Annotated in this window: 19 protein-coding genes; 2 read left to right on the top strand and 17 right to left on the bottom strand. The window is 29.1% G+C overall.

Going from position 1 to position 24,902, the window contains the following annotated elements:
- Window positions 1-80: 80 nt before the first annotated feature.
- The 5 genes from AYC61_RS02240 to AYC61_RS02220 form a co-directional block, all read right to left on the bottom strand.
- Window positions 81-1,034 (bottom strand): ABC transporter ATP-binding protein, encoded by a 954-nt coding sequence (locus AYC61_RS02240; protein WP_066496273.1) that lies wholly within the window; start codon window positions 1,032-1,034, stop codon window positions 81-83.
- Window positions 1,031-2,110 carry an ABC transporter ATP-binding protein gene (locus AYC61_RS02235; RefSeq protein WP_275935209.1) on the bottom strand — a complete coding sequence of 360 codons (1,080 nt, stop codon included), beginning with the start codon at window positions 2,108-2,110 and terminating at the stop codon, window positions 1,031-1,033. Before AYC61_RS02235 ends, AYC61_RS02240 begins: the two co-directional genes overlap by 4 nt.
- On the bottom strand, window positions 2,103-3,224 hold the full coding sequence (locus AYC61_RS02230; RefSeq protein ID WP_066496270.1) for an ABC transporter permease: 1,122 nt from the start codon (window positions 3,222-3,224) through the stop codon (window positions 2,103-2,105). The genes AYC61_RS02235 and AYC61_RS02230 overlap by 8 nt, the downstream gene beginning before the upstream one ends.
- The gene (locus tag AYC61_RS02225) at window positions 3,224-4,171 is read right to left on the bottom strand and encodes an ABC transporter permease (protein ID WP_066496267.1); all 948 of its coding nucleotides are present in this window, start codon (window positions 4,169-4,171) and stop codon (window positions 3,224-3,226) included. The genes AYC61_RS02230 and AYC61_RS02225 overlap by 1 nt, the downstream gene beginning before the upstream one ends.
- Window positions 4,172-4,330: 159 nt before the next feature.
- Window positions 4,331-6,136, bottom strand: a complete 1,806-nt coding sequence (locus tag AYC61_RS02220) for a peptide ABC transporter substrate-binding protein (RefSeq protein WP_066496266.1) — start codon at window positions 6,134-6,136, stop codon at window positions 4,331-4,333.
- Between the two features lie 405 nt (window positions 6,137-6,541).
- On the opposite strand from AYC61_RS02220, the gene AYC61_RS02215 reads away from it, so the two are divergent.
- Window positions 6,542-6,907 (top strand): DUF3899 domain-containing protein, encoded by a 366-nt coding sequence (locus AYC61_RS02215; RefSeq protein WP_066496264.1) that lies wholly within the window; start codon window positions 6,542-6,544, stop codon window positions 6,905-6,907.
- 210 nt (window positions 6,908-7,117) lie between these two features.
- Here AYC61_RS02215 and AYC61_RS02210 read toward each other — a convergent pair whose 3' ends face one another.
- From AYC61_RS02210 to msrA, 11 genes are all read right to left on the bottom strand, one after another.
- Entirely contained in the window at window positions 7,118-7,411 is a 294-nt protein-coding gene (locus tag AYC61_RS02210) for a hypothetical protein (RefSeq protein ID WP_066496262.1), read from the bottom strand.
- Window positions 7,368-8,075, bottom strand: a complete 708-nt coding sequence (locus AYC61_RS02205; protein ID WP_066496254.1) for an ATP-binding cassette domain-containing protein — start codon at window positions 8,073-8,075, stop codon at window positions 7,368-7,370. The genes AYC61_RS02210 and AYC61_RS02205 overlap by 44 nt, the downstream gene beginning before the upstream one ends.
- A gap of 106 nt (window positions 8,076-8,181) precedes the next feature.
- Entirely contained in the window at window positions 8,182-8,346 is a 165-nt protein-coding gene (locus tag AYC61_RS20940) for a hypothetical protein (protein WP_156456308.1), read from the bottom strand.
- A 57-nt stretch (window positions 8,347-8,403) separates the two neighbouring features.
- Window positions 8,404-8,577, bottom strand: coding sequence for a hypothetical protein (locus AYC61_RS20935; protein WP_156456307.1), 174 nt, complete (start codon window positions 8,575-8,577; stop codon window positions 8,404-8,406).
- A gap of 152 nt (window positions 8,578-8,729) precedes the next feature.
- On the bottom strand, window positions 8,730-9,095 hold the full coding sequence (locus AYC61_RS02200; protein ID WP_066496252.1) for an ATP-binding cassette domain-containing protein: 366 nt from the start codon (window positions 9,093-9,095) through the stop codon (window positions 8,730-8,732).
- A gap of 960 nt (window positions 9,096-10,055) precedes the next feature.
- Window positions 10,056-11,366 (bottom strand): DUF2399 domain-containing protein, encoded by a 1,311-nt coding sequence (locus AYC61_RS02195; protein ID WP_066496250.1) that lies wholly within the window; start codon window positions 11,364-11,366, stop codon window positions 10,056-10,058.
- Window positions 11,366-15,448: a TIGR02680 family protein gene (locus tag AYC61_RS02190; RefSeq protein ID WP_066496249.1), complete on the bottom strand. Its 4,083-nt coding sequence runs from the start codon at window positions 15,446-15,448 to the stop codon at window positions 11,366-11,368. The genes AYC61_RS02195 and AYC61_RS02190 overlap by 1 nt, the downstream gene beginning before the upstream one ends.
- 18 nt (window positions 15,449-15,466) lie before the next feature.
- Window positions 15,467-16,588 carry a TIGR02678 family protein gene (locus AYC61_RS02185; protein ID WP_066496241.1) on the bottom strand — a complete coding sequence of 374 codons (1,122 nt, stop codon included), beginning with the start codon at window positions 16,586-16,588 and terminating at the stop codon, window positions 15,467-15,469.
- 16 nt (window positions 16,589-16,604) lie between these two features.
- Window positions 16,605-18,086, bottom strand: a complete 1,482-nt coding sequence (locus AYC61_RS02180) for a TIGR02677 family protein (RefSeq protein ID WP_082759743.1) — start codon at window positions 18,084-18,086, stop codon at window positions 16,605-16,607.
- A gap of 510 nt (window positions 18,087-18,596) precedes the next feature.
- Window positions 18,597-21,548 (bottom strand): diguanylate cyclase, encoded by a 2,952-nt coding sequence (locus AYC61_RS02175; protein WP_066496230.1) that lies wholly within the window; start codon window positions 21,546-21,548, stop codon window positions 18,597-18,599.
- Window positions 21,549-21,761: 213 nt separating this feature from the next.
- Complete coding sequence (gene msrA / locus AYC61_RS02170; protein ID WP_082759742.1) at window positions 21,762-22,322, bottom strand: peptide-methionine (S)-S-oxide reductase MsrA; 561 nt, start codon at window positions 22,320-22,322, stop codon at window positions 21,762-21,764.
- Window positions 22,323-22,716: 394 nt separating this feature from the next.
- Here msrA and AYC61_RS02165 point away from each other — a divergent pair, with 394 nt between their 5' ends.
- On the top strand, window positions 22,717-23,193 hold the full coding sequence (locus tag AYC61_RS02165) for a phosphoribosyltransferase (RefSeq protein WP_242866727.1): 477 nt from the start codon (window positions 22,717-22,719) through the stop codon (window positions 23,191-23,193).
- A gap of 301 nt (window positions 23,194-23,494) precedes the next feature.
- Here the strand turns inward: AYC61_RS02165 and AYC61_RS02160 are convergent, their stop codons facing one another.
- Window positions 23,495-24,892, bottom strand: coding sequence for an FAD-binding oxidoreductase (locus AYC61_RS02160; protein WP_066496227.1), 1,398 nt, complete (start codon window positions 24,890-24,892; stop codon window positions 23,495-23,497).
- Window positions 24,893-24,902: the final 10 nt, after the last annotated feature.

Genomic DNA, 24,902 nt, shown 5'->3' with positions numbered 1-24,902 from the left:
AAGGTCAAGTTTTAACAAATCAAAACTCAGTTTATTTGTTAAAACTTGACCTATTTATTAATTACACCTTAATTACTCTATTACTTTAATTCTTCTCTATACTGCTCTAATTCGGATTTAGATGCAAGAATAAAATGTTCTGGTGTTATTTCAACTAATTCAGGTTTTTCATCTCCATAATTATGCATACTTGGATCGTATGTTATACGTTTTCTATTTCTTTCATAATATGGATCAGGCAATGGTATCGCTGAAAGTAGAGATCTAGTATATGGATGTAGAGGATTTTTATAAAGATCTTCAGCTTTTGCAAGTTCTACCATTCTTCCAAAATACATTACACCTATTCTATCTGAAAAATACTTAACAACTGATAAGTCATGTGCAATAAACAATATAGTTAAACCTAATTTTTTCTTTAGGTTATTTAATAAATTTAGTACTTGAGCTTGAATAGACACATCAAGTGCAGATATTGGCTCATCAGCTATTACTAAATCAGGTCTTGTAATTAATGCTCTTGCAATACCTATACGCTGTCTTTGCCCACCTGAAAACTCATGAGGGTAACGAGTAGCATGTTCGCTAGTCAATCCTACTATATCAAGCATTTCATATATCATTTGCATCATTTGTTCTTCATTGTCAACCATTTTGTTTATTTTTATACCTTCTCCTATAATCTCCTTAACTGTCATTCTAGGATTTAAAGAAGCTATAGGATCTTGGAATATCATCTGTATCCCTTTAGTTACTTCTCTTACTTGTTTTTTTGAAAGTTTGCCTGAGATTAACTTACCATTAAAATAAACTTCTCCATCAGTAGGATCATATAATCTTATTATAGAACGTCCCGTAGTTGTTTTTCCACAACCTGATTCTCCTACCAAACCAAAAGTTTCTCCTTTGGAAATCTTAAAGCTAATACCATCTACTGCTTTTACAACTATCTTTTTCTTACCAAATCCACTTGAAAAATGCTGCTTTAGGTTTTTGACCTCTAAAACTGGTTGTTTATCATTGTTTTGTTTCATTGACTTACACCTGCCTTTTTCAACTGATTATCAATACGTCTCTTAAGATTATCAGGCATTTCAACTTTTGGAGCATCAGGATGAAGGAGCCATGTCGCAGCATAGTGAGTATCACTTATCTTATACATAGGAGGCTCTTCTTTAAAATCAATTTTCATAGCATACTTATTTCTAGGAGCAAATGCATCTCCTTTTGGTGGAAATACCATATTAGGCGGTGTACCCGGTATAGCAAATAAGTCATTTTGAGAATCTGTATCCATGTCTGGCATTGAAGCTAACAAACTCCAAGTATATGGATGTTTAGGTTCATAGAAAATTTCATCTATTGTTCCTACCTCTACAATTTTACCTGCATACATAACAGCTACACGATCTGCTACATTAGCAACAACCCCTAAGTCATGAGTAATAAATATAACTGACAATTGATGTTCTTTTTGTATTTTTTTTATCAACTCTAATATCTGTGATTGAATTGTAACATCTAATGCAGTAGTAGGTTCATCACATATCAAAATTTCTGGATCACAAGCAAGTGCAGTAGCTATAACTATTCTCTGCCTCATACCTCCTGAAAACTGGAAAGGATATTGATCATAACGCTTTTCAGCTTCTGTTATACCAACAGCATCCATTAGCTCAATAGCTTTTTTCTTAGCCTCTGCATTATTTACTCCATGCTTAATTCTAAGAGCTTCAGTAATCTGTTTTCCGATTTTCATAACCGGATCAAGTGATGACATTGGATCTTGAAATATCATAGAGATTTCAGATCCTCTTATTTTTGTAAATTCTTTATCAGAGTACTTAATTAAATTTTTGTTATTATATATTACTTCTCCACTTTCTATATTTGCATTTTTAGCTAATATACCCATTATAGCTTTATTAGTAACAGATTTACCTGAACCTGATTCTCCAACTATAGCTAATGTCTCACCCTTGTGCAAATCAAAGTTGATACCGCGTACAGCATGAACTTTTCCAGAAAAAGTGTTGAAAGTTATATACAAATCTTTAACCTGTAGTATCTTCTCTTTATTCTTCATAATAACAACCTCACTTTTATTCATGTCCTCTTAATGTTGGATCAAAAGCATCTCTTAAACCATTACCAAATAAGTTAAATGAAATCATCAAAACAGAAATAACAATAGCTGGGAATAAAATCAAATGAGGATATGTTAATAACTCTTTTTGTCCTTCTGATAATAAAACCCCAATTGATGGGTTAGGCGCTTCAAGTCCTAATCCTAAATATGCTAAAAATGCTTCTCCAAAGATAGCTCCCGGTATAGCTAGTGTAGCTCTTGTAATAAGAGGTCCTATAGCATTTGGTAATATGTGTCTGAATATAAGTGTTCTATCCATAGCTCCCATTGTCCTTGAAGCCAAAACATATTCCTGTCCCTTATATTTATAAAACTGACCTCTTATCAAATAGTTCATGCCTATCCAACCTGTTATAACCATCGAAACTGCTAAAGGCAATATTCCTGGTCCAACAAGCATAAGGAAAAGGATAATTATAACCAATTGTGGTATAGAAACAAGTATTTCAACAATTCTCTGCATAATCATATCTACCCAACCGCCATAATATGCAGAAATAGAACCATATGTAACACCAATACATAGATTAATTCCAACAGCCAGTAAAGCTATAATTAAAGATATTCTTGAACCTCTCCATAAACGAGTCCATTGATCACGTCCCAAATAATCTGTTCCGAACCAAAAATATTTGTCCTCAGCTTTCTTAAATTTATACATATTAATCTTAGCTTTGGCCATTGTTACACCACGTTCTTCATAATACCCGTCTATGTCTTCTACTGCACCTTTATATCTGGTCTCTAAATTTGCTTTTTGTACATTCATCATCTTTGTTCCATCACATATACCAATTTTCTCAAGACCAGGTATTCTAGGTGGCATAAAAGTCAATTTTACATTTTGTTCTTTATAAGTATATGAATTCATTGAAGGACCTGCAATAGCCATAAATACGATTAATACGATTATTGCAAAAGCTACAATTGAGCCTTTATTTCTCCTAAAACGTATCATTGCATCTTTAAAAAATCCAATCGCTTCTCCTTCAAATTCTTGATCTTTAATTTCTTCTTCCAACTGTACAAATTCAAAATCTTTTTTATCTATAATAATCTCTTTTGATGTACTCATTACTTTCTACCTCCAATACGAATTCGAGGGTCTATTAATCCATACGAAAGATCAACTATTAAAACTGTTACCAAAGAAATCAAAGAAAACCAAAATAAAACTCCTATAGTAAGTGTATGATCTTTTGCATTAATTGCATCTATCATTACATTACCCATTCCAGGTACACCAAATATTCTCTCTATTACTAACGATCCAAATAAAAGACCTGTAAACATTGGAATAATGATATTTGCAAGTGGAATAAAAGAATTACGCATGGCATGTCTTACAGTTGCCTGTACTTGAGTAAGTCCTTTAGCCTTTGCAAGTAGCATATAATCAGAATTTAAAGCTTCACATAACTCAGATCTCACGTACCTTGCTATTGTTGCTATCCCTCCAAATGATAATGCTAGAATAGGAAGAATCATTGAAACAAATTTCGTCCATGTTAAATATTTATTAGCCTCTACCATCAGAGGTAATAAATCCCATTTAAAGGCCATGAAATACTGGAGTAATGAAGCAAAAACAAATCCTGGCACTGATATAAATAGAACAACCATAACTGATACCGCATGATCTTGAATCTTATTCTTCTTAAGAGCTGCTATTATTCCCAATATCATACCAACAGGTATAGTTAATATCAGCGAGAATATATTAAGCTGCATTGTTATTGGAATCTTGTTAGCTAATACTTCATTTACTGGTGTCTTCGGATGTACTTTCATTGAAAGTCCAAAATCAAATCTCGAAAAATCTTTCATAAAATATCCGTACTGTACTACTAATGGATCATTCAAGTGATATTTATCCTCTAGTGCAGTCTTTACATCTTCAGGCAACCTATGGTTGTCTATAAAACTTCCGGGCATTAAACGAATTACGAAAAAAGAAATACTAATGATTATAAACAATGTTATTGCCATTGCTATTAATCTTTGTATAGTATATCTAAACATAGGCTATTACTCCTCTCAATAGCAAATAGTATGTCATTTATTTCTTTGAATATATTTAATATTACAACTTTGTAATTTATTTTCTAATCTAATTTTCAAATTATTAGTGCTCACAGCATATTGTGCTGCAAGCACTAATATTACTATTTCAAAATAAACTTATTTTTGTTCATCTACAATATCTGCTTGCAATATTGCATATGAAAGACCTGGAATATACATACCATCTTTTGTATTTATTTGTATTCTATCTGAATACATTACTGGTATGTTAATCTCTACTAGAGGTAATAATGAGAAATCATCTATTACCATATTTTCCATATCTGCTAAAGCTTGTATTCTTTTTTCTTTATCAAATATCAAATTTCCTGTAAGTGAACGTGTACATAAATCATCATATTCAGGATTTTTGAATGAATCAATCTTTCCTGGTTCATTAGATGTGAACATTCTCATAAAACTCCATGGACTAAAAGCATCGTCTGATAAGAAAGCATATCCTGATTGGAAATTACCTTTTTCCATGTTTTCATACTGAACTTGCCATGGTATAGCAGCTAATACAACATCAATTTTATCTTTTCCAAATAAGTTTTCATAATTTTCTTCTAAGAACTCTGATATTTTCTTACAGTTTTCATTGCTATCAAAGTAGTTCATTTCAAATACAATTTTTTTGTTATTGTTAGCTTTATAAGCTTTTTCAAAATGCTTCTTAGCTAACTCTGGATCATATGATCCATGATTTCCTGCAACAGACATACCTTGTTTTGTCTTACGATATGCTTGTCCTGTTTCAAAGTCAGCTATATACGCACTAGTAAGTATATAGTTTGCAGGTTTTCCAGTTCTATATATATCTACTGCAATAGAGTCTCTATTCATACCATAGAATAATGCTTGTCTAAAATCCATATCTGCTAAAGCTGGATTATCTTTGCTATCTTTGTTTAATATTAAAAGCATTGATGTTATTGCAGGAGCAAATTTTACTCTTGGATCATCTGCATATTTATCATATTTTGCACCAAGTAAATTAACTGTATCTATTTCTCCACTCTCAAATAATTGTAATTTAGTTTCGTCATTTTCAACAACTCTTTCTTCAACTCTATCTGGTACATAGATATCAGCTAATGGAGAATTAGGATTTTTGTTATATGTTTTACTCATATCTCTAATCCATTCTTCCATTATATAAGGTCCACATGAAGATTTAGGCATTCTATCAATGCTTGTACCGTATTTAGTCTCTGTTCTATCCTCGTTCATATTAGCTTCATATAGTTCTTTATGTACCGGAGAACTAGCTGGCTCTGTAAATACATTAATAAAATCAATTTCAGGTACAGGATTTTCTAAAGAAAATTGCAATGTTTGTTTGTCAATCACTTTGATTCCAACATCTTCCCATTTAGCTTCGCCTGACCAATAATTTTTAGCGTTTACAACAGGTACAGAATCATAAAATATAGTAGCTCTGTCATTAACTAATTTTGGATCTAAAAGCATTTTGTAAGTATATTCATATGTTTCAGCATTAATTGGAGTTCCATCATCAAACTTTAACCCTTCTCTTAACTTGAATGTCCATGTCTTACCATCTTCACTCATTGTAGGTAATTCTTTAGCATGATTTGGGAAAAGTTCATACCCATCTCCTGCTTCATTCATTATAAGTCTTACCATAGTTCCAAACATATAACCCATAGAACGTCTTTCAGCTCCAGTTTTATATGTGTGTGGATTAAAAGTAGCAGTTTTAGACTCTGCAAGTCTTAAAACTTTTGGTCCTTGAGCAACATTATTGTCGTTATTGTCGCTATTGTCGCTTTGATTTTCACCATTTGGTTCATTGTTGCTTGCAGGCTCAGTATTTTCATTATTATTACAGCCTACAAAAAGAGTCATAACCATTGCCATGGCTAGTATAAGAACTAGCACTTTTTTAAATTTTTTCATTTTCCTCCTCCTTGTTTTTCATTATTTTTTTAGCTAGTTTAGCAGTTATATATTAGCATATATTGTTATTGAAAGTCAATTTTATTAAATATAATATATATTTAATTATTATTTTCACTTTTTGATGAATTAATTCTTATCTTTTCCTTCATATTTCTTTAAAATAGCACAAATTATTATAAACTATTAATTAATAACGCTTATTTACTCTTTATTTTATTTATTATATAATGTAAACGTCATCAACATAAAAAATCGAAGATCGAATTTTAATTTGATTTATTTGAAAAATTATATTGGTTTAAATATTTACAATCTTAATACATTTTAAGTTATTGATAAGTTATATTAGAATAAATATCTATTAATTTGAATAAATGGTCTAACTTTAAAAGGGGGAAAACAATGAAAATACTAACTGCTATAACATCTATATTTACAGTAATCTACTTGCTATTAAGCAAAAACTCTTCACTGTTATTCAGGTTTTCAAATGCTTTTTTTATTTTGGGACTCATATACTTATGTATTGCTCTAATAGTTTATGTACGAAACGTAGGATTTTTCAAATCAATAAGTTATAACAGGTACCGTAGAAAGCAGAAAAAATTAATTAAAGAAGGAATTATTGACAAAGATTCAAAAATTATGGACCTTGGTGAATTCAGCATAAAAAAATATGAAGAGAAGTGGGAAAGCAGCATATTTTATAAATTTTCAATACCACTACTATTTGTTTCTTTGATTTTGGCTTTAATCGCTAAAAAGTAGCTATAGCTTAACTTTCAATAAAGTTTATTGAGAAAATTATGAAGTGATTAATTTAATATGAAACTCCTACTCATTTCATTCCTAGGAGTAAGCGATTCACACCAAATCTTAGCTTTGGGTTCTCTGCTTAAAAAAAGAGTTGTATCAAGTATCTAGATACAGCTCCTTTTGGAAATATTTTTCTATAAATAAAGGATTATGCTTACTATATTAGTGTATCATATGTAAAATGGTATTTTGCTTAAGATTTCCCATTTCTTTATATATATGGCAATTCGAAAGCGATTCTTGATGACTACCTATCCCTGCTACTCTTCCACCTTTCATGACAACAATATGATCCGCAAATTTAACACTACCCAATCGGTGTGTTACTATCACAGCAGTCTTATTTTTTGCAATCTGAGCAAATCTTTCATATATCTTTGTCTCTTCTACAGGACCTATAGCAGCAGTCGATTCATCTAGTATTATGAGTTCTGTCTCTATAAAAACCTCTAGCAATTGCGACTCTCTGCCATTGTCCAACAGACAAATCTATACCATCAAACTCTCTTGAGAGCATAGTATGATACCCATGTGGAAAGACCTTGTTATTCATTTCGATATCAGCCTCTGTAACAGTAATTTTAATATCTTCATTCGTCTTTGACTTAGCTTCCATTTCACTAATAGTAATATTATCCGACAAAGAAAGTTGATACTTTTGGGATTTCTGAAAAACTCCTGATATTCCTGCAAATAAGGCTCTTGGTGTAAACTCCTTTGTAGATCTATTATTATGTAATACTCTCCCTTCATAAGGAAGATACAAGCCCGTAAGTAAACGAGTCAATGTGGATTTACCAGAGCCGTTTTCATCTACTACAGCAATTGTTTCTCCTTTGCTAATTTTAATATTGAAATTTTCCTCCGTTTTTTTATCAGCAAGAGGATAAGAAAAACTTACGTCTTCTAAAAGAATATCTCCGTGACATGCTATTTTCTGTACTTTTTTATCTCGTGCTCTTTCAGGAAGTTCTAAAAATCTTAAATAGTTTTGAACTTTTCCAAAATTTTCTGAATAATATCCAATAAGATAGCATATAACATCTTCCATATTATTAAACATACTGTCAACAGAAGCAAAAACTACTGCAAAAGCGCCTACTGTAATATCCCTCTTCATCAAACAGCATCCATAAAATGCCCAAATAACCTGCAAGTGATATCATCTTTACACTTAGCTCTACTAAATTTGACTTTACATCTACTTTCCATTTTAGATGGTTCATCTAAGCTAGTGTTTCTTTAAATAACTTCATAAAATATGGACAAGCACCTAAGATACGAGTTTCTATAACATACTCTCTGTCTACTAAACATTGTTCATAATATTTGTATTTCCTTCTAAGTGGTGCTGAGTCATCTTCTAGCTTAGCATATATCTTTGTACGCATAAAATGAGTAAACAATACTGGAACAAATACAAAAAAGTGACACTGCTAAAATCGGTTTCAATCTGTATAAATATACACCCATAATGAAAAATATGGTACAAAATTGTCTATGCCTTTTATAACTTGTTGTAATACTTTTACTGCAAACAAAAGCAGTAATGCTAAAACTGCACTTTTGAGTGTCCCTTGATTAACTGCTAAATCAGTTACCCTGTCAAATAATATCTGCATACACAAAACAGATATCGCAAAAAAAGCTCCATCGATAATGAATAGAATAGAATTATAAATATATATCACTGGTGATACTGATATTACCTAAGGGAATATTTTGACTATCATAGTCCATACAGATATCCTATTTTGTTTATTCTTACTACTCATTAATACCAACTCCTTTGGGCATCAAACATCTCTTTATAAATACCATTTTTATTTATCAGTTCTTCGTGTGTGCCTTGCTCGGCAATAACGCCTCCGTCTACTACTAATATTTCATCAGCAGTCCTTGCAGCTCCTAACCTATGGGTAATAAGAATCGTTGATTTTCCCTTACTTACCTTTCCAACCAGTTTATATATATTACTCTCGCTGATAGGATCAAGTGCAGCATTTGGCTCATCAAGAATATGTATTGGTGCATTGCTTACCAGTGTTCTTACAATGGCAACTCTCTGCCATTGACCTCCTGATAGGTCTATACTACCTTCTGAAATTTTCCCAATAGGTGTTTCTATACCTTTAGGCATTCCATACCGGTGATAAAAGTACCAGCGCTTATTACTGTTACAGGCTTAATTCTTAAAGGTATTTTTATATAATCAATAACCTTATATTTTTTATTTTCAATTTCCACAGTAAATCCCTTATTGTTCTTCCTTTATTTGTATCACTTATTAAAATTTTCATTTTTGATTATATATCAGTTAATTTTATGATTAAATTATTAAAATATTTTTTCTTAGTAAATGTTATAGTATATAATATTATTTTAAAATATTTGTAGTTTTTTAGTATCGGTTAAAGGCATAAATTAGTATATGATAATTTTATTATTTTTGTAATGGTTTTAATATTTTTAGTTTAGAATTGAATTGTTAATTAAAACATAATCTAATAATTAACTTATGTAATTAAAACCAAACATTTTACTTCTACTAACAATAAATTATTATAAGTTTACATAAATTTGTAATTTCTTAAGCTTTTGGTTCAGCTATTCGTTATTCTTAAATTCGCGTTAATTATTATTGTTTATCGATTGTACTATATTTTTTGTCGTTTTTTCTGTAGAATATTGTCCTAATTTACATCGATGTATAATATTAATTATTCTTAATATTTATGTAATAATACAAATCTAGTGATAACAGAGTGTAGCTGTTATGATGTAAAACTCATAACAAATTAGGCCTTCTATTTTATGTTAATTTAGATTTTGACAAAGCTCAAAAAAATAAATCTAAAACAGTTTTTTTACTTTTAAATGCATGAATTTATATAAATTAAGATTTATCAATATGAACTTGAACACAAGTTAATTGATACAAAAAAAAACAGAAAATTTTATCTCTGTTTGATTGGTATATTAATTTGCAAATTGAAATATTCGCATTTTAGGTTTTTTGTTATTTTTCCTTTTTTATCTAAGTGTATAAGCTATATAATTCATTCAAAATTTAGCTTTAATTATTTTGATTTTATTAGAATTAGTTTTTACTCAACTCCTTTGAAATAAATTCTATTATATCATCAATTAATTTTTCCTGATAACCTGCTTTTTTCTTATTTTTCATAGCTATAATCAAATCTTTTTCATAGAAGCTTTCTATTTTATCTAGCTGCTTTAATCTCGTAGGATTAAGAATAACTTGTGACAATGAATTAAAATAATCCTGTTTAGTATATTTAAGCGGTATAATTCTATCTCCAAATCTCTCAATAAGTTTTGATAGTATTACTAGCCCCTCTGGGTCTAAATCTCCTGAATAATATATTTTGTCTGACTTCAGCTTTTCTATAAATTTATATGCTGTGATATTTAACTGTCCTGATGTACATATTATAGATGGCATTTCAAAAACGTTCTCTGTTTTTTTCTTAAAATGCTTAAGTACAGCATCAAAAACTGACGGGTTCTCAAATATAAAAACAGAATTTAATTTATTATAAGGTATTATTCTAACTATATTTTCTAAATTTTTGATAGATATATTAATAGATTCACAACATTCATTAAAATTTCTCCACCCAAGATGTATCACTTCTTTTTTAGTTATTCCATCGAATCCATAACTAGTTATATTGTTTAAATATCCATCTCTATATATTTTTGCATTATACAGCAATTCAGACCTTGCTTCCGGTAATGATAGTTGATCTTCATTAGATATTTTATATTTATATCTGATATAGCTTTCTAAAAACTTTACCATATTCTTGTCCGGATCAAAAAAGTGTGGATCATTAGATACCTTCATACCTAATACAGCTATGTGTGTATACTCGTTTTCTGTATTCAACAATTGTGCGGTTTTATCCATATAAACCAAATATTCATAAAGTTTTTTAGGAGATTCTGCATATTTCTTGCTAAAAAGCATGTCCTTATTCTCAATATTATGCTTAATCCATGCCTTTACATCAAAATCTTTTATACCTTCTTCTAAACTTTTAACCCATTTTGCTTTGATTTGTTCTTCTCTGTTTCTTTGCTCTTCTTTTGTCTCTATCTTCTCTTGAAAATATAGACACAATACCTCGTAAAAATTAACTCCAATGTATTTAGTTTCATCCAATCTTAAAATAAATTCTTGAATTTTAATCCTAAAAGTTGATACATTGCAATTATATCCTAAATAATCAGTTAAATTTTCAATCTCATTTTTAGAAAGCTTTATTAATTTTATTTCTCCCTTAAAACACCCGTAGGAAATATATTTTCTCTTAATCTCACTAAATACTCTTTTAAATCCTTCTCGCTGTTTAAAATATCTACAGCAATCATTTTCTAATTTCATCAGCTTACAAACATCCTTTCGTTTCCATTCCATTCATATCTTATGACACCAACAACTTCAGAATTATTTGGCCTAATCAATTCACATATAGCTAGTTCTTTAACAGTCGAATAATCTCCCCATAATATCTGAGAATTTAAGATAAAATCGTAATCTAGTTTCGCCAAAAGATCAAACAATATTTCAATATTATTTTCATCAACTCCCGCAAAAGCCTCATCTAGAGAAATAATCTTAGGGCAATCAGCTCTAGCACCCTTATATCTTGAATAAACTGCTGCAAACAAAGGAATATACATTGCCATTGCCTTTTCTCCACCGCTAAATGTAAAGAAAGCCCTGTCTGTTAATTCCTTTTTTCGTTCATTAGTTTTTTGATACTCTAATTTAAATTCGAACCAATTTCTATAATCCAAAACTTCTTTCATTATTTCATGATATGATACGGGTTTGTTTTGATCTATTACTATTTGTCTCACAATGTCTATCTTAGATCTAAAATGCTTTGATAACAAATTAATATCTCTTTCAGTCAAAAGTACTCTGTCTTTTTTCAATATCTCCACTAATTCCTTTGTGTTCATCTCTTCTTCTAGTTCAGGATTTTTAGGCATCCACTTCATCTTAAATATAAGTCCACTTGATGGATTCATATCCTGCATCAACTCATTCATCTGTATTATCCATTTCTCACTTTTATATATTTTAGCTTTAATTTTTTTACCTATTGTATCGGATAAAATTTCTTCTATAATTTCTTTGTCTTTATCAACTATAAGACTTCTTAACTCGTCCCTTCTTTCTATAAGATAATTATAGAAAGCTATTAAAGAAATTAATTTTCCATTTACCCTCATCTTTATATCAAAGCGAGATCTAAACGAACTGTGCTCTTTCAATATTAAAGCATTTTCGTCATATCTAAAAATTTGATCATAACGTGTACTATATTCCACTAGTCCAGAACGTGCTTCAATGTATGTTTTGTTAAGCTTTACCTGTATTTCTTCACGAATTTGATATTGTTTGTATTGATCCTTTAATTCTTTATAAAGCCTACTTGCCTCTGATATTGTCATAGGTAAATCTTTATACACATATCCTAAGCTTAATTCTTCCTTAAATATTGCAAATAAACTTTCCTTTTGACTATTTAGTTGTACTGATTTTTCTTTTAATAATTCCAAGTTTTTTTCTTCATATTCTATGCTTTTTTCCAATTTAGAAACACTAGTAATCAAATAACTCATTTCCTTAGGTATACACTCAATTCTCCCTTTTAATTTACTATATTTTTCTTTGATCACATTAACGTTATTCATATCAATTTCTTTATTTTTTATTTGTAGAAACTCCTTAGCCTTTAGAACTTCTCTAGTCAAATGTGTTTCTTCATATTTTAAATCATCTATTGTCTGCTCTATTTCTTCTATATACTCATTTAAGTTATTTATTATTTTTATCATATTAATGCATTTTGAATGATTCACCTGTAGACTTTTTAGGTTATTGTCATATTTCTTTGAATCTTCTAACGCTTCTTCAAATGCATCTAAAGTAGCAGGTATTTCAAGATTTTTTCTTTCCTTATATATTTCATTTTTTATTTGATTTTTAATCTCTTCTGATTTCGCGATATTTTCCATAATTACAGCTAAGTCTTTTTGATACCTATTTAATTCCTCTTCACTTTCTTTTAAAGAACTGTAAGCGCTAATTACATTTTCCATAGATGGTATATTATTATACTCATTCTGTAATGTTTTTTCGCGACTTAATAAAATATCTATTTCATTTTGAACAATTTTAATATTAGCTTCTAATTTATTTATTTCTCCTTGTAATTCATTTATTTTTCGCTCCCTGAATATTTCCCTTGATGAACTTCCTATAAATTTAGGAATATAATCCTCTCTGACCTTGCCTCTTAATATTCCCATACCATATTCACCATTAGGCGAAATATAGAGTAAGCTTTCATCAGAATCTATTAATATACTTCTTAGTGTATCCTCTACTAATTCCTTAGATATTTCACTAGTGTTCCTTTTATCTGAAGCTAAATAATGTGACAATTCGTGTCTCATAATCAATGGATTAGCAAAAATATATTTATCTGACATACCCTTAGGCATATCAAGAGCTATTTTTTTAAATTCTTTTGGTACTATTAAAGCATCAAGTATTCCTAGTTCCATCAATATTATTTCGATATTACCTTTTTCCTTATCAGATAAATCCTTAATAAAATCAACAGCCTTGTAAAGTGGTTCAAAAGGAATATTCAAACTTTCTAATCTTTTTCTATTTTCTATAACTGATATACGTCTGTCAGGCTCAGGATCTTTTTTATTTTTCCATTCTTTTAATTCTCTAACTAAATCCTCTTTAGCTTTATTAAGCTTAGTCTTTTCATAAGTTTTTTCTTTCTCTTCAATGTTTATATTTCCCACTAATTCAAAAAGTACATTTCTAAAAGCACTTTCAATTTCTCCTATACCTGATTTATTTGAATAATTGTGTATTAAAGCCTTGATGTCACGTAATATATCATCATTTATCTTATATTCTTTGTTTCCTTTATTCCAGTTATAAACTTCTTCAGAGTAGTTTTCTTTTTCATTTGCTATTAAAATCTCTGTTTCATTTATTTCTCTTTCCTTTGAAGCAACATCTCTTTCCTTACTATCTTTTTCTTGAATTAGTTTATCATATTTTATCTCTTCTTCTTTTAAATTTTCCATATATTTATATACTGATTTAATAGACCTATCATGTTTTGTAAACTTGTCTATTATATATTCAAAGTCATATTCTTTAGTTATATCATTTCTTATCTCATTACTAAGATGTTCTTGTTCAAAAAAACACATAGTCTCTGCATAAGCATCCATTTCATCTATTATGTCTTTTACTTCAATTTCTAGTCTATCTAAATTTTGCTTATAAGTATTTTTTTCATTTACCTTGTCAATTTTTCTTTCATTTTTCTCTTGTAATAAATTTCCCTTTCTTTTAAGTTCTATCTCTAACTGGCTTAATTTTTTTTCGGTTTCATGTATTAATTTAAGTGTTTTTAAATCATCTCTTTCTTCAAGAAGCTCTAATTCTTTCTTTAGACATTCTTCTTCTATTAGCAACGACTCTTTTTGTTTTGTATCATCTTTAATTTTTATTAAATATTCATCAATAGCTCTTTGAGTATCATTTATCTGTTTTTCACTAATCTTTAAAGCATTAGTCTTGTCAATTAAAGCACCTGCTTTTTCCCAGAGTATATATTTGTTATATTGATCGTATATTCTTTTTATTTGTCTTGTTATATTAATTGATCTTAATATGTCATTTTCGCTCTCTGTAAGTTTGTCTATATTTTGAACCGCTTCAGACATAGGTCTTAGATCATCCTCAGATAACGGCTGCAGTGAGTTATTCATTATTTCATGTAATACTGATGGTTTAAAATCCTTTGACAATTTAGGCATTCTAAGTTGTATAAGTAATCTAATCAATTCATCATAATCATCTATATTGTCAAATCCAAACAAATGCTTGTTAACAAGCTCCATGTATTCTCTCTGCTTAACAGTAACAACTCCACCATCACCAATTCGATTAGATAATTGTTTCATTGAAAGAGGTATCTTTTCACCTGAATTTGAATACAACTTTAAATCATAGCCTATTCTTTTATTATCTAATATAATAAATCCCCAGAATTTAAGACTTCTGCCTCTTCTAGCATTCAAGCCCATGCCTATTGTGATATAATTATCGAATCCTTCCTTTTTAAATTCCATAAAAATATAACCAGTGCTTTCATCTTTCCCCTTATCATCTTCTCCTATGATATATGTTTCGATTCTTCTAGATTTAGAACCAAATGGATCCAATCTTTCAGGACTTTTATTTCCATCCAATAATAAAGGAATTAAACTTTGTGTAGTAACAGATTTTCCTGATCCATTTGAACCTCTAAGTAAGAGTTTACCATTATTAAAATCAAATACTTCTTCATCATAATACCAGAAGTTTATAAAGCCTGCTCTATTCATTTTCCAACTATTAAATGATTTATCCATATCTTTCACTCTCCATATCTAAAGTTCAAAACTCTTAGGATATCGTCCTGTAATCTTACCAATTATAGGGTATATCTTAATATTATCTTCAAATCTCTGAGCTATTTCAAAACGCTCCATATATACTAATATCTCATCTACCAAATTCTCAATTTTCATCTCTTTATACGATTTACCCCAACCTTTTGAATATTTATCCTTTATTCTCTCGATTTGTTGTGTAAATTCATATTCATTTAAAACTATATTATCATCTAGATCAACATTAATGTCTCCAGTACTAATTTGTTCCAGCAATTCTGATGCAAATAACAAAACTATATCACTTATATTCTTGTTTTCAGGAAAAGTACCTTTATAATTGCAGTCTTCATTCATTACTAAATAGCATCCTTTTCTATGAAAATGTAATTCTCCATTCACATACTTATCAAAATCATCTTCAATAATATGTCTATAATTCTTCAAATAGAGATATTCACTATCATTTGATTTCCAATAAAAACCAGGAGAAATAAGTAGTTTTCTATAAACATTATTCCTTTTCACAACAGTCAAGTCTTCCTGACGGTCTATCCATTCATCATTTCTAAAATCTTTAATAGATTTATAATTTTGTATATTCCCAAAAAAATGCCTCATAAAATATTTCGAGACTCCAGTATTTTCATAAAGTGCCTCTGCTTCATAAGATGAATAAAATTCTTCACTAGAACCATCATTTGTATCTATCATACCCATTTTATTCATGAATTTAATAACTCTTACAAAGCTTCTTCTATTTTGATAAATCGTCCAGTCTAGTGACTGTTGATTTGGACTGTGTAAAGTAATATAGTCAGTCACCTCTGATAGTAAAAATTGTTCCTCATTAACTTTATCTTCTAAAAACATAAGTACAATTAAAAGCAATATATAATCCAGTGGAGTTTCAAAACTCTCTATACCCATCCATTTATGAGGATCCGCAGGCAGTTTTTCTAACTTTATGACATCCTGTGTTACTATCAAGTTATAACCCAGTTTATTTTTATAAAAGTTTTTATATTTGTAAATATCATCTTTAAGCTGATAATATTTATTTCTATCCTTTGATTTCAAAATCCAGTACTCATTTAGTAAAATACCTAATGAATTCATAATATCTGCTACTCCTTTATATAAACAAAATAGTAAACTCAGGCATTTTTAACTCGCCATCTTCACATTTTAATACAATTGTATTATTAGAACTCTTTACAATCTTAAATCGTCTACCATCTTCAGTTTTACTTACCATATTATTATTTTGCATCCCTTTAGTTAACCACCTCAAAAGAATGTTTCTAGTATCTGGACTTATACAGGGTAAATCTTTAAAGGACAGCTTACCATCAACTATATAATTATCAATTATCTTCATTTGATTTTTGCGTTTTTCTATTTCTTTTTTAATTATTTCCCTCTTTTCGCTAGTCTTATCTACAATAGGTGTTTTGTCCACCCTTTCTCTATAAGTTCTTGTTCTAGGTTTTAATTCTACTATCAACGGTGCTTCTTCAAATACAGAACTGGAATAACTATCCGTTTCTCTAAGAATATTTCCCTTCAAATACTTTCCATGAGGGACACCAAAAACGTAGGATGATAATTCATGGCACTTAGTTACATCATCTAACTGTGCAAATAATTTAGCTAGGTGATTATACTCTTGCTTCCTGTTAAGTCCCGAATTATATCTATCAGCTATTTGCCAAGCATACCTAGTTATTTTCCTAATAATATCATTAGTCATATCAAAAAGTTTGTTTGCTTCACTTTCTTGACCATCTCCGCCTAGGAACCATCTATTCATGCTTTTATATTTTCCATATATATTTTCCTTCAATGAATCATAATGTATATCCTCACCCATCCTTGGGATATCTTCTATCCTATACTTAACAATCCTATCTAAAATCCTTATAATTTTATGTTCATCAATCGACTTGAGTATTTCTTCAATTGTTATTGTATGCTTATGCAATTGTTTAACAAAATTTCTTAAATAATCAATAATCTTGTCCTTCATTTCAAGAAAATACAATGTGTTCATCATATTTTCACCATTTATACCAACTAAAGATCTAATATAATCTTGATAATTATCATTTAGCCTTTTAAAATCCGAACTCAAATCATCCCACCAAGAGTTTAACTCTTGGTTCTTAAATTCTTCAACTTGATGTATTTTTGATATTGTATTAATAAATCTCAAAAGAAGATTTGCTTCAAGATTAGAAGCCTCCATCTTTAGATTCTCTATCCTTATCGTCATTCTTTCAATTTCCACGCCAATATCCGATATATGATACCTAAATTGTTTATTTCTATACTCTTCTATAGTTTTTGCTTTTTTAGAATCTTGAATAGGAATAATATTTCCCCAATCAACCAATGAATCCAAATCTGCTTTTAACTGATCAATTGTATACTCATTAAATACTTCATTATCCTTTATAGCATTAAAGATATCTTCCTTATATAGCCAATAATTCATCCTCTCACTATTAACAAAAAAACAACGCATTATCCCTCGATATCTCCAAGAGTTTTCAACACTTAGATATTTAGCTTCTTTTACCTGTTCAAAGTTAGTTAATATCATATCAATCGCCATACCTTTTTAGTTATTATTTGAATTATCTACAATAATTCTATAATATATTCTAGTATTTTAGCAAGTGATTTACTTCTTTTGTTTTTAGTAATAATTTTGATAATAATGTTATGATCATTAACCTATAAGTAAAATTCAATTATTACTGAAATGATAATGGTATATTTAAGTGAATCTGATTTAGAAGTTTTCAGTGAACACTAAAACATACCGAGTTAATATATCGAAGATTTATGGACATCTTCTAATCAAAAATATGCAGTATAACATTTATTTTTATCAAAGTCCAATTAACTCAATCTTGTGTATATGTTTAAAAACACATTTTATATAGAACTAGTATAGTAGATGTGATCCATTATAGCAAAATGGGTGCAAAATCAAATTAGATTTTGCACCCATTTTTTTATAATTTCTTCGTATCTACTTTACTATTTTCTACTAAAAAACTACTCAAATTCATCAATCAACTATTTTTAAATTTTATCAATTTGTTATAAATTTAAATACCTAAATAATAACCTCAACTCTATTTCTTCCTGCATTTTTAGCTTTATATAAAGCATCATCTACTCTAATAATAAATGTTTCCATAGTATCCTCTTCTAAAAATTTCGTAACCCCAAAACTACATGTTATATTACCTACTTTTGCAAAGTTGTATTTTTCAATGTTATTTCTTATTCTTTCTGCAAAGAACTTAGCACCTTTTATATCTGTATCTTTCAATAAAATCATAAACTCTTCCCCACCCCATCTTGCTACAATATCAGTGTCTCTAGACATATTTCTAACTAAGTTTGAAATTGAAATCAATATTTCATCACCAATAGGATGTCCATAGATATCATTGACTTTTTTAAAATGGTCAATATCAAACATAATAATAGATAAATTATTATTATATCTTTTTACTCTACTGATTTCGTCGTTTAAAACTTCATTGAACTTTATCCTATTATATAATTTAGTTAGATGATCTGTAATTGAAGATAATCTTAATTCCTGTTGTACTTTCTTTAGCTGTGTAATATCAACTACAACACCAACTAACCCTTCTATCTCATCATCTTCATTTTCATAAGTAGCTTTTGTAAATATTACATCACGTCGTACTCCTTTTGTATCCTGTAATTTTGCTTCATACACTTGTTTTCCTTTGTTTTTAAATAAATCATTATCTGCTTTATAATAAATATCCGCTAAATCCTTTGGTGCTATATCATAAACCGTAAGTCCATTAATCTGATCCTTTTTAATCCCTAAGATTTCTGCATAAGCATTATTACAACCTCTATATATTCCATTTATATCTTTGTAAAATATTGGATTAGGAATCGTATCAATCAATAATTGTAGAAATTTTAAATTTTCTTGAAGTGCTTTTTTAGCTAATTTTTGATCTGTAATGTCTTGTACAGTACCAGCTAATTTAAATGGTTTTCCTTCTTCATCATATACTAAACTTGCTTCTCCTCGTACCCAACGTTCTTCACCACTCGCACGTACTATCTTATATTCAATTGTTTCTTCCTTACCTGACTCAATAATTCTATCAGTACTTTCCTCTAAAACATGTCTATACTCAGGATGGGCACAATTTTTTATAAACATTTTGAAATTTATTTGCTTTAATTTTTTGTTTATTCCAAATATACGATACATTTCATCTGATATATCGCTTTCATCAGTTATAAAATTCCATTCCCAACTACCAATACGAGCTATTTTTTGAGCTCTTTTCAAACTTTTTTCACTTATCAGCAATTTCATTTCAGCTTTTTTACGTTCAGTAAGATCACGTATCGCACCAACTCTAACCCTCTTCCCCTTAAAAAAGAAAGGTCTTGATAAAACTTCAATATTTAAATGTGAACCGTCTTTTTTTATAAAAGCAGCTTCATAATATTGCTTCTTATTAGATTTTATACTCTCTTCAATTGTTTTATGATATTCATTTGGTATGAAATCAAATAAACATTTTCCTATAAGTTCTTCTTTTTTATAGTTAGACATATTACATATTTCGTTATTAATTTCTAGAATCTTCCCATTATTAATAATCATGATACCTTCAAATGGTGCATCTACTAACTGACGATACCTTTCTTCACTTTCTTTTAATTCTTTTGTTCGCTTTATAACATGTTCTTCCATTTCTATATATGCAAGCTTTAATTCTTCATTGCTCATATTAAGTTCCTGCACCAAAGCTTCTACTTTATTTAGTAAATTGTTGTATTTAATTGAAATCATTACTATGTGTGAAAATAGAAAAGCAATCCATCCAAAAGAAAGAATATATGGAGATGAAATAACACTTAAATCTACTAACATATCATATACCGATGTAAATGTTAAAAATAAAGATCCTATTAAAGTAATTTTTGCAAACCTATGCCTTAATTTTACTTCCTTTATTAAGAAAAACAATGCGTATCCAATTATAAATATAATAACAGGTTTATACATATGCCATATAATTATAAAGCATCTTAATGGCGCAATAATTAAAAATATAGAAAATATAAATGATGAAACCCATGAAAACTTTAAAATCTTTATAGAAATCCTTTTTTCAAAGAAATAATATAAATAAGTTATAAATACAGCTCCCATGAAAAAAATAGCAATGTTTTGAATCAATTCTTCTGTCCAAAAATCTATATGAGGAAATAAATAACTAAATAACATCTCTCCTTCAAAGAGAGTTTCTAAAAATACTAAAATTCCAAATATACCAAAATATAAAGTACCAATTTCTTTTCGTCTGAAATAATATAAAACCAAATGATATAAAGACATAATTAAAATAATTCCTGCCACAAAAGCATCTCTCATCATTGCAATATTTCTTTTATTCATTATTTGTTCTTGTGTTCCTATCTCAATGCTTTCACTTATACCTCCTCGGTAATAATCATAACTACTACCCCAGAGAACGATTTCACATTTTCCGTTTTTAGAATCAACAGAAACAATTTGAGGAGATATTTTGTCTATCGTTAGTCCTTTTTTATCTGATATTTTGCCGCTTTGAGTAATTAATTTTCCATTAATCCACATCTTATAAGCCAAGTAAATTCTATTCAATTTAAATCCATATATCTTATTGTCATCTAAATTATTTATTGTTACTCTATATGTAGCATAACCATCAGTATAAATACTTGTATTATTCAGCCAATTTCCAGGAATAATATTATATTTAATTTGATTATTATTGTAATATGCTAAATCATCACTTGATAAAAACTTATTTTCATATATTTCCCATTCTCCGTCCAGTTTTACAATTCCTTGTTCTTCAAAATTCCAATCCTCTAAATCAATATTACCTTTTATCACCTCAGGATATGTATTATTTAAATTGCTTTCATTATCTATAAGTAGTATCATTAATACAGTTATTATACACAAGAAAAATATTTTAATATGCTTACTATTAATTAATTTATCCATTCAATGTCACATCCATTCAATTACAATTTTCTCATGATAATATCCAATTTTTTATCTTATTTTTATAATAGTATATCATATTTAATTCTTTATTTCGACATTATTCGCCATATATCGTGTGTGATTCCAGATTATTAATAGGAAAATTATGAGCCTAAATACAAATCAGAAATTTTATATATTAGAAAGTGATATGATTATTCAGTGATAATCTTATTCATCAAAAATATTCCAATATTCTTCACCCCAATATTTCTTAATAAATTCATCTCTTCCTGATATTTTTCTATCTTCTTTATACTCAACTGGGTTTTTTTTATAAAAGTCCTGATGATGCTCTTCAGCAAGATAAAATTTACTTTCAGGAAGAATTTTAGTCACAATCGAATCTTCAAATTTATTAGAGTCTTGCAGTAGCTTTCTTGAATTTTGAGCAGCCTTTTTTTGTTCTTCTGTAGTATAGAATATAGCTGTTCTATAAGATTTTCCTCTATCATGAAACTGTCCATTGTCATCAGTAGGGTCAATTATCATCCAATAAATTTTGAGTAGTTTTTCATAGCTTATTTTTTCTGGGTTATAAGTTATCATTATCGCCTCATAGTGTCCAGAATTTTGTGATTTCACATCTTTATATGTAGGATTCTCCACATGTCCTCCAATGTAACCTGACTTAACTTCTATTATTCCATCTAAAACATCAAATGGTGAAACCATACACCAAAAACATCCTCCTGCAAAAATAGCTTTCTCGTATTTTATTGACTTTCTCACAATATCACTCCTTTTTACATTTTTATTTTATTTCAATCTCCATAGTTATTTTTCCTCTAATATTTTAAATAAAAATACTTAATTATTAAAATATTTTTCATTATATATATATGAACCCAGATTATTCATAGAAAATTAAATACCTTTTATAAAAACCTCATTCTTCGAATGAATAAGCGATTCACTTAAAATCACAGATTTTAGTTCTCTGCTCATGATTATAAGAAGTCCATTAAATTTTCGATATACCAACTCGGTATGCCTTCGAATTCACTGAAATCTTCTAATTCACAATTATACAGCATACTATTCAAAGTTATATGAATAATCTGGGATGAATAATTATATAATTTCAACTTAAAATAAAAGTATGCAAAGTTTAGAGGTGAATTTTATGTTTATAGACAGAAAAGATGCGGGAAATAAGCTTGCATTAAAGCTTGCAAAATTTAAAGATAATGATAACATGCTCATCCTTGCTGTTCCAAGAGGCGGCATCGTTATAGCATATGAAACAATTAAAAAATTTAAATTTAAATGGGATTTAATCATTCCAAGAAAAATTGGTTCTCCTCAAAATGAAGAAGTAGCTATAGGTGCAGTTACCTCAGATGGGACATATTTATTAAATAATGAATATGTAGATATATTAAGTTTATCTCAAGAATATATAGAAAAAAAAGTATATGAACAAACAAATGAAATAAAAAGAAGGTTAATAAAATATAAAGGAAATGAAAAATTTCCCCAAGTCAAGGATAAAATAGTAGTAATTATTGATGATGGTATTGCTACTGGTTTTACAATACTTGCAGCAATAAAATCTATAAAAAAACATGGGGTAAAAAAAATTATATTAGCTATACAGTAGCACCACAAGACACAATTGATTACTTAAAAACCGTAGTAGATGAAATTATATGTCTAACTATACCTGATGAATTTCATGCTGTAGGTTTACACTATGAAAATTTCAAGCAAACTACGGATGAAGAAGTTATTGGTATAATAAATGATTTGAAAAATACACAATGTTAATTATTTTAACAAACTATAATGTCTCAAACAAATATCAGAACAAATAAAGGCAGTTTTAATAACATTAAACTGCCTTTAAAACCTTAATCAAAATCCTTTACGCCTATGCAAAAGCCTGAACCTTACCCTCTATGTTAACAAACCTTACCTGGATTTAAGATATTCTTAGGATCAAATGCTAACTTAATATTCTTAAATAGATTCATACCTAAGCTACCTTCTGCTTCTTGTAAGTATGGTTTCTTTGCATATCCAATTCCGTGCTCTCCAGATACCTTACCTCCTAATTCTCTGGATTTTTCATACATGATTTCGAATACTTCCTCAAGTTTTTTCTCCCAAGCTTCTTGATCTAAATCATCTCTTAAAATATAGATATGAAGATTTCCATCACCTGCATGTCCAAATCCTTTAATCCTTACATTGCATCTTTTTTGTAGTTCATCTGAGAATTTAACAAATTCTGCAATCTTGTTTCTTGGTACAACAACATCACATTCATCCATTTCTGTTGTTGAGGCTTTTATTGCTTCTAAAAAGGCTCCTCTAGCTTTCCATATAGATTCTTGACGTTCTTGTGTATTAGATATCAAAACATCTAGTGCACCTGATTGCAGACAAATATGTGCTACATTCTCATATGCTTTTTCAATTTCTTCAACGCTGTTTCCATCAAATGTCAATAGTAAATATGCATCTGCAGAGCTATCTGGGAATTTTTTACCCAAAAATTCTTCTGATGCTAGTATTACGTCTCTTACCATATACTCGATTGCTGTTGGGATAACCTTTGACTTTATAATCTTTGGTACAGTCTCTATAGCCATTTCTAGATTAGGAAATGGAATCAATAAACTAATAGCTTTCTTTGGCAAAGGTATTAACTTTAGTATAGCTTTTGTAACAATAGCTAAAGTTCCTTCTGAACCTATGATTAAATCTTTTAAGCTATATCCTGAACTGTTCTTTACAACCTTACCGCCAAGCTCCATAATCTCTCCATTTGGCAGCACTACTTCTAAACCTCTAACATAATCTCTAGTTACACCATATTTTACTGCCCTCATACCACCAGCATTTGTATTGATATTCCCAGCAATTGTAGCACTCTTCTCACCTGGATCTGGTGGATAAAACAGGTCATGCTCTTCTACAAACTTTGATATTTCCATTAACAATACACCTGGCTCAACTGTTAACGTTAAATTTTCTTCATCAATCTCAAGTATTTTGTTCATCTTGCTTAAATTTATCATAATTCCACCATGAATTGCGACAGCTGCTCCTACAAGACCAGTTCCCTGCCCTCTCGGTGTAACAGGAATATTGTTTTCATAAGCATATTTCATGATTTTTGATACTTCTTCTGTACTTTCTACTTCAACTAATATTTCTGGATATTTGTGAATACCTGCTAATTCATCATGGCTAAAATCTTCATTTATTTCTTTCTCACCAACAAAAACTCTATTTTCCCCACATACAGAAAGCAGAAATGCTATATCTTTTTCATCAATTTTCTTGTAAGTCATACTATCCCTC

Origin of the sequence: Abyssisolibacter fermentans (genome assembly GCF_001559865.1) — a bacterium.
In the GTDB taxonomy this organism is placed as follows: domain Bacteria; phylum Bacillota; class Clostridia; order Tissierellales; family MCWD3; genus Abyssisolibacter; species Abyssisolibacter fermentans.
The sequence above is the reverse complement of the archived record's forward strand: the minus strand, read 5'-3'. Positions and strand labels throughout refer to the sequence as shown.